Here is a 15,433-nt window from a genome sequence, read left to right on the forward strand (position 1 = left end):
TATTAATCTCGTGGAGGTCTACCCGTATCTAGGTCTTGACTTTCCTCTCTAGCTTGAGAACAAATAGAGGGTAAATGCTGTTGTTTTAGGGTCGTATTATTGTGAACGTTACAGGGAGAATTCACAGAAGAACTGGAAATAGTGAACGGTGAAGCTTGAGCTTGGGTTGCTGTGATCACCGATAACATAATAAAGGTTAAAGGGATCAGACTTTTGTGTAACATAATTAGACTCCTTCGGGTATAATTAAAGCGTAAATCCGTTTATTGAACCCATGAATTAATGCACTAAAATAAGGGTTTAAGCTTGCTTTAAATTTGTGGTTTAGAGGGGTGATAAACGGATTTTATTTCTCTAAGATGTGCGGGATGTTATTGACTACAAGAAAAACCAGTAAATTCATGAATTATTTGGTTTTCTAGTCTTAACAATCTACTTTACTATTGAGATTTTGTTGATCAGGAATAGTGTCAATTGATGAGTAGTTTCTTATCATTGATTCATTTTATTTACACCTAAAGAGAAGGATAGAGGCTTAATTTTTTTCTCTCTATCTCCTAGGATAGTGAACTGGTCTGTATAGTTCGGGTGAGTTATTCCACTTTCTCTAGCGTCATGTTTATTTTTTATACTACTTTTATACTACAAAAATTTGGTAAAAACACGCTCCCAGAAACCCGGTTTTGGGAGGTTGTCTCTGGACTGAAAACCAGATTTTTTGTGAAGAAACCTGGTTTTTGCTTAAATCTTGTGTTTCAGTTACAATATTGGCACATTTACAGGACTATTAATTAAAATTCATTCCCCCTAAAGGAACAGATATTAAATCATGAAATTGGGTATCCCGAATTCGTTTTAATTCCCATATCCATTTTGTTTCTGCATCAATTTGTTGATAATATTTTTGAGCCAAGTTCTGCTCTTTTGAAACATCTGTTTCTTGCCATAATTTTAACGCCATATCTCGTCTTTTTTGACAAATTACAGTTTCAATAGACGCAACAGAACTGCGAATAATTAAGCGGGCGCGACAAATATCAATTTCTGTATGTTCATCCAGATAAAATAAATGATAAAATTGTTTTGTTTGTTGATTTTCCTGTAAGCAAACTTGTTGCAATTCTAAAATTAAATCAACGGAATCTAAACTTTTTTGATATTTTTCTTCAATTTTAGTAATTTCTCGCCATAAAAACCGATGATGCGCTAAACTAAATTGTAAATCTCTGGCTTCTAAAGCATCAAAAATGGTGAGACGATATTCGGGACAATGTAAATAAATTCTCAGGAGTTTAACTTCGGCTTCTTCTAATAAACTGCGTTCAGAATTAACTGTAACTAAAGCATTAGAAGATAGTTTATCTTTTCCCGTTTCTACCTGGGGTTTATTAACTTGGGTTTGTAAATTTTTAGCTAAAAGCGGAATTAACCGAGATTGTCCTTGACTCAGAAGTTCAGCACAATATTCAATATAATGAGTGCGTTGCATTCCATTGTCAATTTTTCTTAATAACTCTACCATCTGATGAGAGACTTGTTGAGATTGGGCAACGGTTTCTAGGTTTTTTCCCATTAATAATCGTTGAATTTGCCACTCAATCCAAAGGGGAGAATTTAACAATAATTTTTGATAATCTTCGGCAGAATTATGGATTAAAAATTCATCAGGATCTTTCCCAGAGGGAATATTTAAAATCCGTAAGTTAATATAACCTTGATAAGCGAGATCTTCAATTTCCCCGATGGCGCGTTCGGCGGCTTTATTTCCAGCAACATCGGCATCAAAATTCAGAATAATTTGCTTAGATTCAGTATAACGAACTAACTGCCGAACTTGATTTAAACTTAAGGCAGTTCCTAAAGAAGCCACAACGTTTTGAATTCCCGCCGTATGTAAAGCAATGACATCAAAATAGCCTTCAACAACAATCGCTTGATCTTGCTTACTAATTGCATTTTTAGCTTTGTCTAAAGCAAATAACGTTTTACCTTTATCAAATAATTCGGTTTCGGGAGAATTGAGATATTTCGGAAGTTCATCTCCTAAACTTCTGCCCCCAAATCCAATAATTTTTCCCTGACTATCATGAATTGGAATCATTAACCGATCTCTAAACCGATCATAATACCCATTTCCTGTTTTTCGAGGCACAATTAACCCTGCTTGTTCGACTAATTCCGCCGGAAAATGTTTTTGTTCAACTAGATAATCATAGAGAGTTTCCCATCCTTGGGGCGCATATCCTAATTGAAACTGTTGAATTGTATCTTCTTTAAGATGGCGTTTTAATTTTAAATAATCTAAAGCGGGTAATCCTTCCGATTGTCTTAAAACGTGTTGATAAAAGCTGGTAGCGATCGCTAAAATCTCATATAATTGTTCTCGTAAAGAAATCTGTCTCTGTAATTCCTCTCGTTTTTCGGGTTCTACAGTTTTCACCGGAATTTGATAGCGTTTAGCTAACTCTAAAACCACTTCACTAAAGGAACGTTTCTCTAAATCCATGATAAATTTCATGGCATTTCCCGCCGCCCCACATCCAAAACAATAAAACATTTGTTTAGTCGGACTAACGGTAAAACTAGGGGTTTTTTCATCATGAAAGGGACACAACCCCACAAAATCTTTTCCCCGTCGTTTCAAGACCACTTTCTCGGATACGACATCATAAATATCAGCGCGTTCCTTAACATCTTCGATTGTTTCTGGATGAATTCGGGGAGTCAACATTGGGGATGAGATTAAAATGATAAGTCTTTATTTTGCCATAAAATACCCTTGATGATCCCTCTAATTTTTTTAGTATCTGATTTTTTGAAAGGTATCATTATTTACAAGGGGCATAAATTCAAGAAATTGAACTTGCTATTGATCGCACCCTTTAAACACCCATATTTTCAATACTCCAATCTTCAAACCTCAACCCAGGAACTCGTTCAAAATCTTGTCGATTGCGTGTTACTAAAATTCCATTATTTGCCATCACAAGAGCGGCAATGCGTAAATCTTGCGTACCAATGCGAATTTTTTGACGCAATAACTCAAAATAACAATGATAAGATTCCTGGTCAAAATTTATCACATTAATAGTTTGATAATACTTTAAAGTTTCTTCTAATCTTGCGTAAGCAAATAAAAGCTCATCAGCAGATTTTGCTTTTTTAATTTGGTTTAAACGTCCATAAAACTGTTCTTCTACTGTAACAATAGTAACTGCAACTTCTTCAGGACTAACTGTAATCACTCGTTGTGTTACAACAGGATGTTGTCGTTGAAATAAGGAAATATGATCAGTATCTAATATCCAAAAACTCACTTTTTCTACTCCTCTCCATCAATTTGACGATAATATTCTTCTGTTTCAGCATCTCTTTCACGACGATAATCTTCAATATCTTTGAGCATCTCGTCAAAATAGGGATCGTCTTTAAACATTCCTGCAAATTTCATCCAAGGATGTTTCGGTTTGGGTAGAGGAATTTCTAATTGCACAATTTCACCTTGTTTCAAAATAGCATTAACTTGTTCTAATAATTGTTCTAGTGCTGCTTCTCGACTTGAACCTTTAGCTTTACAATCTAAACCTAATACTGTTACTATATATTCTTCATTTTGTTGTTGAATTAACACAGGATAAGTCAATTTGGCAATAGATGCAGATGACGATTGAATTAAGTTGGCAGTCATAGAATTATCCTTTTATAATCTAATTCAGTCTTATTATACACTAAAGGTTTGAAGTCCCCCTGGCTGTCTTAAAGCCTGTTGATAAAAACTCGTTGTGATCGCTAAGATCTCATATAATTGTTCTCGTAAAGAAATCTATCTTTGTAATTCTATTTCTGGATGAATTCGGGGAGTCAACATTGGGGATAGAACTAAAATTGCTAGTCTTTATTTTGACATAGAATCCCCTAATCTGATCCTTTTCTCCTTCTTTGTGTCTTTGTACCTTTGTGGTTTTTTAATCCCTTAACCCTCATGGAATGATGGGTATAGCTGTTGATAAAGAATAGTTTTCCCAACTTCTAAAGGGTTGAATTTCTGTTTCTTCGTTGAGAATTGTCACCACTCGATCATAAATTTCTTGGGCGTGTTGAGGAGAATTGCCAATACAAGTTAATCCCAATTTTCCATAGCGAGATAAACATCCCATTAAGTGAAAAACTGTTCCCGTTTCCGTACTATTATCAAAGTGTAACTGATGATTAACAATAATATCCATTAAATCATTCGGTAATAATCCCTGATACTGTTCGTTTTGTAAATTATCAGAAGCCATATAAAACTTAGGATGAGATTTTTGACTATAAAATAGCCCTGTTTTTAAATCATAAGACCCATTTGTTAATAACTTTAAGGTCATAAACGGATGGGTCGTTCCTCCTCGACGTAAATTGATTTCTATCGCCTGTAAATCCCAATCTGAACGGTCGGGTTGATGCACCGCAATAAAATCTACACTAAACCGTTCTAATGCCCCTTTATGGGCTAAATTTTGACCAATTTTTTCTCCCATTTCCTGCAATTTTAATCGATAGACTTCTTGGGCGGGAAATCGACATCCTTGAAAGACTTGACCATCGGGGCCACCTAAAATTTGATCATGGGTAGAGAGAACTTCAACCTTTCCCGTCGGAAAAATTTCACATTGAACACTGGGAGATTCTTTCAACTCTCCTTCAATAAAGGCTTCTACAATTGCTCCTAATTCGGAAAGGCGATCGCTAAAGGTTTCCCAAGTTTCATTCGGGGCTTGAAAGCTTAAATTATACCAGTAGGTTTTGAGAATTTTTTCTCGTTCATGAAGGGTTAAATCTTGCAAAGGTCTTAAGTCTAATAGGGCATTTCCTTCTCCAGAAAATCCCTGATTGAGTTTAATTACCATCCGTTTTAAATCAGGTTGACGATCCCATAATTTTAGGGCAACTTCTGTTAAGTCTTCGGAATTCCAAACTAACGGACTACCATCGGGATGAGGAATTCCAGTTTCAGCAAATATTTGCCGACTTCCGCTTTTAGTTCCCCAATAATTTAAGTCAGGATCAACTCCAAATAAAGGGATATTTAATTGTACTGATAATTCCCGTTCTAAAAGAGTGGAATTAAAACAAACCATGTAAGATTTATTCGGTCTTAAAACTTGATGAATGCGAGAGATTAAACGGGGACGTTCTAAAATTTTTTGGGTTAAGGGTTTGGGAGAGGTATCATAGGTTGAAAATAAGAGTAAACGCTCCCGAACATGACTCAGGGGAATTCCGGGCATTAAGTTTAAATAATAATCAATTACGGTGGGATGAATGGGTTGGGAAGATACATAAATTAACCGCATTCTAGGATTTCGTAACCGAATTAAAGAAAACAGTAATCGTTCTTCATATTGATGGGCGCCCTGAACTTTTTCTAACTGATGACTATCCAAACTCAAGGAGGGAATAAGAACGACATCCTGATCCTGTAGTTCCTGATGGCTTGAGGTTTGAAAGCGTTGGCGAAGTTGAATTTGCAATTCTCGAAACCGTTGCACCGTGTTTTCATCTGAGTGATAAAATTCAGCCATAAGCCTAACCTGTTGAACCCGATATCACCATCTTAGTTCAGAGGATCAATCCCATAGAGGTTTCCAGAAAAATCGCAAAATTTTGTTACTTCAGTTCCCAGAGTTGGGTTTGTTGATTAACGGGTTCTAGCTGATAGTGATCAGTTTTAATCCTTTGGCGTAATTCTTGAGAGGGGTTGAGGGCAAAAATTTTAGGCCCGATGGGAAGTAATAATAAATTGGGTTCAGAATTGACCATAAATAGTTTGATCTTAGGGTTTAATTCATAACTCAGTGAAATAATATTTCCCAAATTTGTATAATCACTTCCTTGATCAACGATTAGGGTAGAGGATGGATTTTGATTGAAATAACGAGCCATTTGGGGAATTTCATGACTCGGAACTTGATGCCACCAGGTTAAGGAATTGGCACTGATACTAATGGAAATAATACTCAAGGTAAAGACTGTTGCTAACAGTCCTCGCCAGAATATTTCTCCATCCATTAAAGAAATTTTATTGCTCTGAATATGAGTCGAAAACAGATAAGCAAGGGCTAATTGCAGGGCTGGAAAAGCAGGAATTAGAAAGCGCGTTACCCCTGAACGTCCTCCTCCTAAAAGCACATCAGGTAAAGCTAAGATTAATAAGGGAACTAAAATCGATGTCCAAATAAATAGGCGAGTTGGTCGATTTGTTTGTTGGCTAATTTGAAATAATGCAGCCAGAATTAACAGAAGAAATGGCAGTCTGAGTAAATACATCTGAATACTGTTGAAGTCAAAGTTGATATCAACAAATAGAGAGGTAAAACTCAAAATCCAAAACTTGAGTAAATTGAGTAAGCTAATTGAATAACTTGACCAGTTAGTAACATCTACAGCCCGTTGTAAATTATTGATTAAAATTATTAACCAAGGACTATAAGCTAGGATAGCGATCGCAACGGCAGCTAAAAATTCTAACAATAAAACAGAAAAAGGAAACCGTTTTCGTTTTTTAAAAGATCGGGAAGGTTGAAGACTTAGTAACAGAATATAAGCCCCATGACCCATAATTGTTAACCCGAATAAAACATGGGTATAGAGTCCTAAAATACAAGCTAAACTATAACCGACCCACAATAAAGGATGTCGCCAACGAACTGCTTTGAGTAAAAAATAACTACTAACAATCACCGTTAAGGTGAGTAAACTATATTGTCGGGCAGTTTGAGCAAATAGAATATCAAAGGGAGATAAAGCTAAAAAAGCCGTAGCTAGTAAAGCGGTTTGGGAAGATTGAAAAAGTTCCCAAGCCAATAAATACATTAAAGGTAGAGAGATTAAACTAATAAAAGCGGGTAAAATCCGAGAAGCCAGAATAGAATTACCGCCTATAAACATCCATCCTCGTGCTAACAAATAGTAAAAGGGAGAATGTTGAGGATCTTCTGTGGCTAAAGAATTGAGAGTATCTTGGGGGGTACTCCCCGGTTTAAGTTGTTGATATTTCAGCAGATCAACGGGGGAAACCATGCGATTTTGGTAGAATTCTTGGGCGAATTCTTGACTGGTGTATCCCGCAGCCCGCAGGGTTGTATAAACCTCATCATGCCAATAGATTTTTCCATCTAAAGTTACAAACCGAAAGGCAATACCAACAACAATGGCAACAATTAAAAATAAGGTCAGAACATGAGGGCGAATTTTTTTGAAAAATTTCCAGGGATGAAGCATAACATCCGTTTGAGTTAATAGAACAGGGAACAGGGAACAGGGAACAGAGGGGAAAAGAAAATAGGGAATAGGGGATAGGAAAAAGTGATTAGGTATTCGATCAATTATATTGAAGGATGGAATATAATATGAAATCTAATTATCAACGCTACAGATGATCCCCCCCAACCCCCCTTAATAAGGGGGGAGATCTGTAGCAGACATTTTTGGATTTCATATAACGTTTAATTTTAGTGCTTTTGAACAAAAAAGCAGGGTAATTCCCTGCCTAAATTTGGCTCAAATTCTCAACAATTTTAAGCAATAGATGAGTTAGACGATCCTGAATTAGGTACTAACTCATCGCGTTTCAAGACTTGACCTTAGTACAGAGAAGTCGTCGGTTTGTGAACAATGAAGCTTAACACTTGGCACTGTTTCACGTTGTCAAAACCCATCACCCGAATAAAGGATTTGGAATTTTCTTGGCGACAAGCTTGAACTTCAGCCAAGACTTCTTGGGAGGTAGAAGCATTGAATAAAGGCAGTTTCCACAGTGTCCAATAACGCTGGGTGGGCTCAGAAGAGTCGCTAAATTCCACACCGGGGATATATCCTTGATCCAGAATATATTGGACTTGCTTGACGATTTGAGCATCGGTCAAGGGGGGCAGATAGGATAAAGTTTCAAAACGACGTTCTTTTGGTAATGTCCGCATTGTTGTTTCTGAAGTTCAGTCCACTAAAGGTTTACAGGCAAGGACAATCAAGCCTTAACTCACCGAAGCATCGGGGTTTGGTTCTGAGTCGGTTTGCAATTGAGTCTCTGGGTTAGGTTCAACGCTACTCAGTTGCGTGATTCGTTCTAAATACTGACGCCGAAAATCCATATTGGCTTTTTGAATATTGTCACGAACCATTTCCGGTAAATAATCAGCGACTTCCTGCACCAGATGGTCTCGCACCGTCATAATGCGAAAGGCTATCTCCCGATTTTCTTGGAGCATTTCTCCCAGATAGACTTCTCCGTCCTGAATTTTGCCCGTTGAGGAAAATTCACTCAGCCAGATCGCTTGTCCAGGGTTCGTTTCCCGTAGTTGATTCGTAATAATCCTTACAGCCTGATAGGTCAGGTAACTTGCCAGCACCTTTGATGTTTCTTTCGCAACTTGTTTGATGTCCATAGGCTGAACCCAACCCTCACAACTTAAGATTTGTTTATTTTAGATTTTGGATTGAGTTTTAGCCATAACTGATCTAATTTGTCAAGCTACAGATGAATCGCACAAATCCAAAATCCAAAATTCAAAATCTCAAATCAATTTAGACGGTATCCATGGACTCGAACTCAAACTTGATTTCTTTCCAGAGTTCGCAAGCAACGGCCAGTTCAGGAGACCATTTGCAAGCTTCGCGGATGACGTCGCCGCCTTCACGGAACAGGTTACGGCCTTCGTTACGAGCTTGGATACAAGCTTCCAGAGCCACACGGTTTGCAGTTGCACCAGGAGCATTACCCCAGGGGTGTCCGAGGGTGCCACCACCGAACTGTAAGCAAGAGTCATCGCCGAAGATTTCCACCAGGGCGGGCATATGCCAAACGTGAATCCCACCGGACGCAACGGGCATAACACCGGGCATAGAAGCCCAATCTTGGGTGAAGTAGATCCCACGAGCGCGATCGAGTTCAACGTGGTCTTCGCGCATCAAGTCAACGAAGCCCATGGTGATGCCTTTTTCGCCTTCGAGTTTACCGACGACGGTACCGGAGTGCAGGTGATCACCACCAGACATCCGTAAGCATTTGGCTAACACGCGGAAGTGAATCCCGTGATTTTTCTGACGGTCGATCACAGCGTGCATAGCACGGTGGATGTGAAGTAACACGCCATTGCGACGACACCATTTCGATAAGGTGGTGTTGGCTGTGAAACCACCTGTCAGGTAGTCGTGCATGATGATCGGGGTTTTGATTTCTTTGGCGAATTCGGCCCGTTCCATCATTTCTTCGCAGGTGGGGGCGGTCACGTTTAAGTAGTGGCCTTTGATTTCCCCGGTTTCAGCTTGAGCTTTTTCGATGGCTTCTTGAACGAACAGGAAGCGATCGCGCCAGCGCATGAAGGGCTGAGAGTTGATGTTTTCGTCGTCTTTGGTGAAGTCTAAACCACCGCGTAAGCACTCATAAACGGCGCGGCCATAGTTTTTGGCAGACAGACCGAGTTTAGGCTTAATGGTGCAACCCAGCAGAGGACGACCGTATTTGTTTAATTTATCGCGCTCAACGGTAATCCCGTGAGGAGGGCCTTGGAAGGTTTTCAGGTAAGCGATGGGGATGCGTAAATCTTCTAAACGCAGTGCCCGCAGAGCTTTGAAACCAAAAACGTTACCGACTAAAGAGGTCAGTAAGTTGGTGACAGAACCTTCTTCAAACAGATCCAGAGGATAGGCGATGTAGCAAATATATTGGTTGTCTTCACCCGGAACGGGTTCGACTTCATAGCAACGACCTTTGTAACGATCTAGGTCAGTCAGCAAGTCTGTCCACACCGTTGTCCAGGTTCCGGTGGAAGATTCGGCGGCTACCGCAGCCCCAGCTTCTTCGGGGGGAACTCCAGGTTGTGGCGTCACCCGAAAGGCAGCCAGAACATCTGTATCTTTTGGTGTATAGTCGGGCGTGTAATAGGTCAGTTTATAGTCCTGTACACCAGCTTTATAGCCAGATTTGGACTTGCTTTGTGTTTGAGAGTAAGACATATCTCCCTAAAATCTCCCTTCGTGAGGAATCGCTTATTTTATGCGCTGATTGGCAATTGATTAAAATAGTATCAAGAAATGAGTCATTGCAACGTTGAATCTTTTTAATATTTTCATAACATTTGTTTATATTTCTTCTAAATTAGCGACATTTTCCTCAGATTCTTGTCAGTTTTTAGACCGCTTTACCATTAAATTGACCTTTTTATATTAAGTCTTATTAAATAATTTCTGTCAAATATAATAAGTAATTTTACTTGATTTTCTACAGAATGAGATTGCACAGTTACAGCCTACTGTCAAGTAAAACGTTATGATTCCCTTGTTCAATTCAGATCCTCGCCTAAATCCTTGCTTCGCTTTTGTTGAGTCTGAATCAGTGATCTTGATGGAGGATTAAATAGTATTAAATCTATAGTAAATCAATTATTAATTGATTTTACTCTATTAATTTAAAACTGGGTTTTGCGTAGGACTGTTCGTTAAGATTGTTGTTATATAGCAGGGAACAGGGAACAGGGAACAGGGAACAGGGAACAGGCAGGAAAAGAGTTCTCTGTGCGCGGTTTTACCATCAGTCTATGTCCTAACTGCCAGGGGCGACTGCTATAGCTGTTGACTGTTGACTGATAACTGATTACTGATAACTGATTACTGATAACTGTGAATTCACCCACCATCCACTGTATCAATCCCCAATGTTCCCATCCCTCCCATCAACCTTGGGGGAACAAATTTTGTCAGAGTTGTGGAGCCCCCCTACAACTCAACCAACGCTATATCCCCTTGCACAGTTTAGGAAGTGGGGGGTTTTCCCGGTTGTATACCGTTTGGGATCTCAAAACCCAAACCGAAAAAGTCCTAAAAGTTCTGGTTGAACCTTCTCCCAAAGCCTTAGAACTGTTTGAACAGGAGGCTGCGGTTTTATCCCAGTTACGCCATCGGGGAGTTCCCAGAGTTGAAGCAGAGGGTTATTTTTATTTAAAAAAACGCAACGCTACCGATGGCCATCTTCCCTGTTTGGTGATGGAAAAAATTCATGGCCCAACGTTACAAGAAATATTGAACCAATATCCCCAAGGCTGTCCCGAAGACTGGGTGATCAGTTGGCTATCCCAAGCGTTGGATATTTTACGCGAGTTACATGGTTATCAAATTATTCATCGAGACATCAAACCCTCAAATTTAATGTTACGCATGACTCCCCATCTCCCCCTAAACACAACTCAAGTTTGGGATACCCAACTGGTGATGATTGATTTTGGGGGGGCGAAACAAATTGGCTCCATTGCTCATGGCGATCGCGAAAGTACCCCCCGCAGTACCACCCGCCTTGTTTCCGCCGGATATAGTCCCCCTGAACAGGTGATCGGGTCGATGGTGGCGCCTGCAACGGATTTTTATGCCTTGGGACGCACTTGTATTCATTTATTAACGGGTCAATTTCCAGGGGAGTTAGATGATAGGTTAACAATGGAATTGCGTTGGCGAGACAAAGCTCAGGTTAGTCCTGGGTTTGCCCATTTATTAGATCGGATGGTGCAACTCGATCCCCGTCAACGACCTCAAACTGCTACGGAAATTCAAACGGATATCTTTAGAATTATTCGACAGAAAAAACATCCGCGACGGATGATATCTTCTCATCAACGGTTACTCGACAACCTGAAAAAAACTTTAATTCAATGGGATCGAGGGTTAATTCAACTGGTTTTGGGACTGGGAAAATTGACGGTGCATTGTGTTCGGGGGGTTGTGGAAACGAGTTGGGAAATGACATTAGGAGTCATTGGCTCTATTATTGGCACGGTGATCGGTTCAATGTTAGTTTATTTCTCTGGTTTAGGAGAAATTATTACACTTTTCTTAGCGCAAGAATTACCCCGACTTTTGCCAAATGTTCCCCTAACTTTAGGCGCGGAAGTGTTAGTTTGGGGATTAGCGGGATTAGGAACTGGAATTGGCTTAACGGATGCGGGAGGGTTTAATCAACGCCGTCGTTATGCCTTAGCAGGAATTATGGGAATATTGGGTTACAGTGTGGGGGGAGCAAGCGAACAATTGATCCATCAGTTCGGAAATTTAGGGCTTCAAGGAAGGGAATTAGACCTTTTAAATCAACTCCCTTTCGGAATAGCTGCTGCATTAGTAACGTTGGGTTTAGGGTTACGCAGTGAGCAACTTGTTCAGGGACTATTTGTTTTATTAACTGTTACTACCCTATTTTTCGGTTTCACTCAATTTGATCTTCTCCCTCCAGAAATGTTAAAGTTCCCTACGGGAATACAACAGCCTAATTTAGCTCAATTTTGGCAAAGTTTGGGTTTTATGGCATTACTGAGTGGGACAACGGCTTTCTGTTTAGGAATGACTCACTATTTGATTCTTCCTGTATTTCGCTGGTTTAGTCGGTAGTTTCCCTTTTCCGTTGTTGTGTTTGGGCTCTATTAATAGGAATAATTTTGATCAGGAGAAAAAATGACAATAATAGAAGACAATTTCAAAGTTCGCCAAATGACCCTAGATGATCTAAAATTAGCCTTAAGTTGGGGTGCATCTGAAGGTTGGAACCCCGGTATTGATGATGTTGATAGTTTTTATCGTGCTGATGCGGGTGGATTTTTAATTGGGGAATTAAACGGTAAACCCATTAGTTGTATTTCTGTGGTTAGATATAACAGTAATTTTAACTTTATTGGCCTTTATATTGTTAAACCAGAATATCGTCAACAAGGATATGGTTTAAAAACTTGGCAGGAAGCGTTTAAGTTAATTTCGGGTCAAAATGCAGCGTTAGATGCGGTTTTAGCACAAGTTAATACTTATCAAAAATTCGGTTTTAAACCCACTCATTCCCATCTCCGGTATCAAGGGATAATTTCAGGAAAAATATCTCCTGATGTAGTGGATTTAAAAACCATTAATTTTGCTAAACTTTGTGATTATGATCGTCAATATTTTCCGGGTGATCGTCCTAATTTTCTTTCTAAATGGATTAATCAACCCCAGGGACAAGGATATGCTATTCTAAATCAAGATAATTTAGTCGGTTATGGAGTGATTAGAAAAGCAACGGATGGATTTAGAATTGGGCCTGTATTTGCGGAAAATGTAGAAGTTACAGAAAAGTTATTTTTGGCTTTAGCTGGTTATGCAGAAGGAAATCCTATTTACCTCGATGTTCCGAATATTAATAATTCGGGAATTTCCTTAGTTGAACGTTATCAAATGCAATCGATGTTTGAATGTGTTAGAATGTATACTGGTGATCCACCAAATATCAATTGGCAAAATATTTTTGCAGTGACGAGTTTAGAATTAGGGTAAAATTTAAACAAATAAAAGTTAACATCTAAAGAAATAGAAAAGGTCTGATGTCTGATGCGACTGTATTTATGTCATGATTGATAGAATTACTGATAACTGATAACTGATAACTGATAACTGATAACTGATTATGGCAGTTACAACTCAACAATTAATTCAATGGAAACAGCAAGGGCGACGGATCACGGTGTTAACGGCCTATGAATATGCGATCGCTCAATTGCTCGATCAAGCCGGAATTGATATTATATTAGTAGGAGATTCTCTGGCAATGGTTGGGTTAGGATACGACACAACTTTACCCCTAACCTTAGAGGAAATGATTCATCATGCTAAAGCGGTACGACGGGGAGTAAAACAGGCGTTATTAATTGTTGATTTACCCTTTTTAACCTATCAAGAAAGTCCTCAACAAGCGATTCATTCAGCCGGACGAATTCTCAAAGAAACAGGTGCTCAAGGCGTTAAACTAGAGGGGGGATATCCAGCAATGGCAGAAACGGTCAGTCATTTAGTACAAGTTGGAATTCCGGTGATGGGTCACGTTGGGTTAACGCCCCAGTCTGTTCATCAATTTGGCGGTTATCGCAAACAAGGCAAAACATCCGCTCAAGCAGAACGGATTCTCTCAGAAGCGATCGCTTTGGAGCAAGCCGGAGCGTTTACAATTGTGTTAGAACACATTCCCTCGGACTTAGCTCAACAAATTACCCAACAATTAACGATCCCAACAATTGGGATTGGAGCAGGGGTTGATTGTGATGGTCAAGTATTAGTCACCTCCGATATTTTGGGATTATCGGCATGGCAACCCCCCTTTGCCAAAACCTACACCAATTTACAACAAACAATTACCCAAGCCGTTCAACAGTTCTGTACCGAAGTTCAGCAGAGAAAATTTCCCTCTGAAAATAAACCTTAACTGTAGAGACGTTCTCTCGAACATCTCTACAAAGCAAAGGCTTTAGCCTTCGCCACCTTCGCCACCTTCTGGAGAGGCTTCTGGGCTTGGGCTAGAAGTTGCTTCTGGGCTTGGGCTAGAAGTTGCTTCTGGGCTTGGTGAGGTGGCAGGGCTAGAAGTTGCCGCTGGGGTAGGTGAAGTGGCAGGGCTAGAGGTCGCTTCTGGAGCAGGTGAGGTAGCTGGAGTACCGCCTTCTTGAGCGGCTGGGGCACAAGCTCCTAAAGTAGCAGCTAAACCGACGCTGAGAAATAACTGAATGGTTCTCGATTGCATTTTGACACTCCTTGACTACACCAACAAAATTTAAGGTAAGATTAAGCCGTCTTTAAATATACCGTCAACCTGACAAATTTGCACAGTGTTAAGCTTGTTTTGCTGAAATTCGCAGGAAGACAGAGGTACAAAGGCTAGACGTTATCTAATGTTGCGATTCTATCTCCTATGCTGTTCTCGATTGATGATATTTTGACATCAGAGGAATTAAAATTTTTTATTGACAGTCTCAGTCAAGCCAGCTTTATTGATGGCAAGACAACGGCAGGTTGGCACGCCAAAGTCGTTAAGAATAATCAGCAGCTTGACAAGAAAACCCCGGAAGCTGAAGCTTTGCGAGAACAAGTTCAGTGTATTCTGAAAAAAAATGCCCTATTTCAAAGTGCGGTTTTACCAAAAATTATTCATTCGGTTTTAGCCAGTCGCTACGAAGATGGAATGTCCTATGGAACTCATACGGATAATGCCTTGATGGGAGATCAAGAATTTTGGCGGGTTGATGTTTCGTTTACGTTATTTTTAAGTAATCCTGAAACGTACACAGGCGGAGAATTAGTGATTGAAAATAGTGATGAAGAACGCAGCTATAAATTAAAAGCGGGTTCAATGATTGTTTATCCGTCTACAACCTTACACCGAGTTGCACCTGTAACGCAAGGGGTAAGATTAGCGATTGTGGGATGGGTTCAAAGTTTAGTTCGTGACCCTGCAAATCGAGAAATTTTATTTGATTTAGATACGACTCGCCGTTCTATCTTTGCCAAGGACGGGAAAACCATTGAGTTTGATTTGGTTTCTAAAACCTATACCAATTTATTGAGAAGATGGGCAGAATGATTCGCTTTCACCGGAAGCCCTGAAGGGCTTACTACGAGG

The 15,433-nt window shown here is 39.7% G+C and carries 14 protein-coding genes; 4 read left to right on the forward strand and 10 right to left on the reverse strand.

Annotated features, from left to right (window positions below; translation table 11 throughout):
• Nucleotides 1–2 precede the first annotated feature (2 nt).
• The 9 genes from PL8927_RS18015 to PL8927_RS18055 all read right to left on the reverse strand — a co-directional run bounded on the left by PL8927_RS18015 (nucleotide 3) and on the right by PL8927_RS18055 (nucleotide 9,996).
• The gene (locus tag PL8927_RS18015) at nucleotides 3–224 is read right to left on the reverse strand and encodes a hypothetical protein (RefSeq protein ID WP_083624330.1); all 222 of its coding nucleotides are present in this window, start codon (nucleotides 222–224) and stop codon (nucleotides 3–5) included.
• Nucleotides 225–787: 563 nt separating this feature from the next.
• Complete coding sequence (gene dnaG, locus PL8927_RS18020; protein WP_083624336.1) at nucleotides 788–2,731, reverse strand: DNA primase; 1,944 nt, start codon at nucleotides 2,729–2,731, stop codon at nucleotides 788–790.
• A gap of 151 nt (nucleotides 2,732–2,882) precedes the next feature.
• Nucleotides 2,883–3,317: a type II toxin-antitoxin system VapC family toxin gene (locus PL8927_RS18025; protein ID WP_083624339.1), complete on the reverse strand. Its 435-nt coding sequence runs from the start codon at nucleotides 3,315–3,317 to the stop codon at nucleotides 2,883–2,885.
• A 5-nt stretch (nucleotides 3,318–3,322) separates the two neighbouring features.
• Nucleotides 3,323–3,688: a HicB family protein gene (locus tag PL8927_RS18030; protein WP_083624341.1), complete on the reverse strand. Its 366-nt coding sequence runs from the start codon at nucleotides 3,686–3,688 to the stop codon at nucleotides 3,323–3,325.
• A 292-nt stretch (nucleotides 3,689–3,980) separates the two neighbouring features.
• Nucleotides 3,981–5,564, reverse strand: a complete 1,584-nt coding sequence (locus tag PL8927_RS18035) for a peptide ligase PGM1-related protein (RefSeq protein WP_083624344.1) — start codon at nucleotides 5,562–5,564, stop codon at nucleotides 3,981–3,983.
• Between the two features lie 85 nt (nucleotides 5,565–5,649).
• Entirely contained in the window at nucleotides 5,650–7,263 is a 1,614-nt protein-coding gene (locus tag PL8927_RS18040) for a glycosyltransferase family 39 protein (RefSeq protein WP_083624347.1), read from the reverse strand.
• Between the two features lie 362 nt (nucleotides 7,264–7,625).
• Complete coding sequence (locus PL8927_RS18045) at nucleotides 7,626–7,961, reverse strand: ribulose bisphosphate carboxylase small subunit (protein WP_083624350.1); 336 nt, start codon at nucleotides 7,959–7,961, stop codon at nucleotides 7,626–7,628.
• Nucleotides 7,962–8,015: 54 nt separating this feature from the next.
• Nucleotides 8,016–8,426: a RuBisCO chaperone RbcX gene (rcbX, locus tag PL8927_RS18050; protein ID WP_083624351.1), complete on the reverse strand. Its 411-nt coding sequence runs from the start codon at nucleotides 8,424–8,426 to the stop codon at nucleotides 8,016–8,018.
• Between the two features lie 139 nt (nucleotides 8,427–8,565).
• Entirely contained in the window at nucleotides 8,566–9,996 is a 1,431-nt protein-coding gene (locus PL8927_RS18055) for a form I ribulose bisphosphate carboxylase large subunit (protein ID WP_083624352.1), read from the reverse strand.
• 663 nt (nucleotides 9,997–10,659) lie between these two features.
• On the opposite strand from PL8927_RS18055, the gene PL8927_RS18060 reads away from it, so the two are divergent.
• From PL8927_RS18060 to panB, 3 genes are all read left to right on the forward strand, one after another.
• Nucleotides 10,660–12,411 (forward strand): serine/threonine-protein kinase, encoded by a 1,752-nt coding sequence (locus PL8927_RS18060; RefSeq protein WP_231506054.1) that lies wholly within the window; start codon nucleotides 10,660–10,662, stop codon nucleotides 12,409–12,411.
• A 63-nt stretch (nucleotides 12,412–12,474) separates the two neighbouring features.
• Nucleotides 12,475–13,323, forward strand: a complete 849-nt coding sequence (locus tag PL8927_RS18065) for a GNAT family N-acetyltransferase (protein ID WP_156093236.1) — start codon at nucleotides 12,475–12,477, stop codon at nucleotides 13,321–13,323.
• A 130-nt stretch (nucleotides 13,324–13,453) separates the two neighbouring features.
• Nucleotides 13,454–14,245 carry a 3-methyl-2-oxobutanoate hydroxymethyltransferase gene (gene panB / locus PL8927_RS18070; protein ID WP_083624358.1) on the forward strand — a complete coding sequence of 264 codons (792 nt, stop codon included), beginning with the start codon at nucleotides 13,454–13,456 and terminating at the stop codon, nucleotides 14,243–14,245.
• A gap of 42 nt (nucleotides 14,246–14,287) precedes the next feature.
• Here panB and PL8927_RS18075 read toward each other — a convergent pair whose 3' ends face one another.
• Nucleotides 14,288–14,557, reverse strand: a complete 270-nt coding sequence (locus PL8927_RS18075) for a hypothetical protein (protein WP_083624361.1) — start codon at nucleotides 14,555–14,557, stop codon at nucleotides 14,288–14,290.
• 168 nt (nucleotides 14,558–14,725) lie between these two features.
• Between PL8927_RS18075 and PL8927_RS18080 the strand changes: the two genes are divergently transcribed.
• Nucleotides 14,726–15,394 (forward strand): Fe2+-dependent dioxygenase, encoded by a 669-nt coding sequence (locus PL8927_RS18080; RefSeq protein ID WP_083624364.1) that lies wholly within the window; start codon nucleotides 14,726–14,728, stop codon nucleotides 15,392–15,394.
• Nucleotides 15,395–15,433: the final 39 nt, after the last annotated feature.

Source organism: Planktothrix serta PCC 8927 (assembly GCF_900010725.2).
In the GTDB taxonomy this organism is placed as follows: Bacteria; Cyanobacteriota; Cyanobacteriia; order Cyanobacteriales; family Microcoleaceae; genus Planktothrix; species Planktothrix serta.

What these genes read in the sequence shown, in the direction of transcription:
- PL8927_RS18015 (WP_083624330.1), bottom strand. Translation starts at nt 224, where the DNA reads ATGTTACACAAAAGTCTGATCCCTTTAACCTTTATTATGTTATCGGTG.
- PL8927_RS18040 (WP_083624347.1), bottom strand. Translation starts at nt 7,263, where the DNA reads ATGCTTCATCCCTGGAAATTTTTCAAAAAAATTCGCCCTCATGTTCTG.
- PL8927_RS18075 (WP_083624361.1), bottom strand. Translation starts at nt 14,557, where the DNA reads ATGCAATCGAGAACCATTCAGTTATTTCTCAGCGTCGGTTTAGCTGCT.
- PL8927_RS18080 (WP_083624364.1), top strand. Translation starts at nt 14,726, where the DNA reads ATGCTGTTCTCGATTGATGATATTTTGACATCAGAGGAATTAAAATTT.
- rcbX (WP_083624351.1), bottom strand. Translation starts at nt 8,426, where the DNA reads ATGGACATCAAACAAGTTGCGAAAGAAACATCAAAGGTGCTGGCAAGT.
- PL8927_RS18055 (WP_083624352.1), bottom strand. Translation starts at nt 9,996, where the DNA reads ATGTCTTACTCTCAAACACAAAGCAAGTCCAAATCTGGCTATAAAGCT.
- dnaG (WP_083624336.1), bottom strand. Translation starts at nt 2,731, where the DNA reads ATGTTGACTCCCCGAATTCATCCAGAAACAATCGAAGATGTTAAGGAA.
- panB (WP_083624358.1), top strand. Translation starts at nt 13,454, where the DNA reads ATGGCAGTTACAACTCAACAATTAATTCAATGGAAACAGCAAGGGCGA.
- PL8927_RS18030 (WP_083624341.1), bottom strand. Translation starts at nt 3,688, where the DNA reads ATGACTGCCAACTTAATTCAATCGTCATCTGCATCTATTGCCAAATTG.
- PL8927_RS18065 (WP_156093236.1), top strand. Translation starts at nt 12,475, where the DNA reads ATGACAATAATAGAAGACAATTTCAAAGTTCGCCAAATGACCCTAGAT.
- PL8927_RS18035 (WP_083624344.1), bottom strand. Translation starts at nt 5,564, where the DNA reads ATGGCTGAATTTTATCACTCAGATGAAAACACGGTGCAACGGTTTCGA.
- PL8927_RS18045 (WP_083624350.1), bottom strand. Translation starts at nt 7,961, where the DNA reads ATGCGGACATTACCAAAAGAACGTCGTTTTGAAACTTTATCCTATCTG.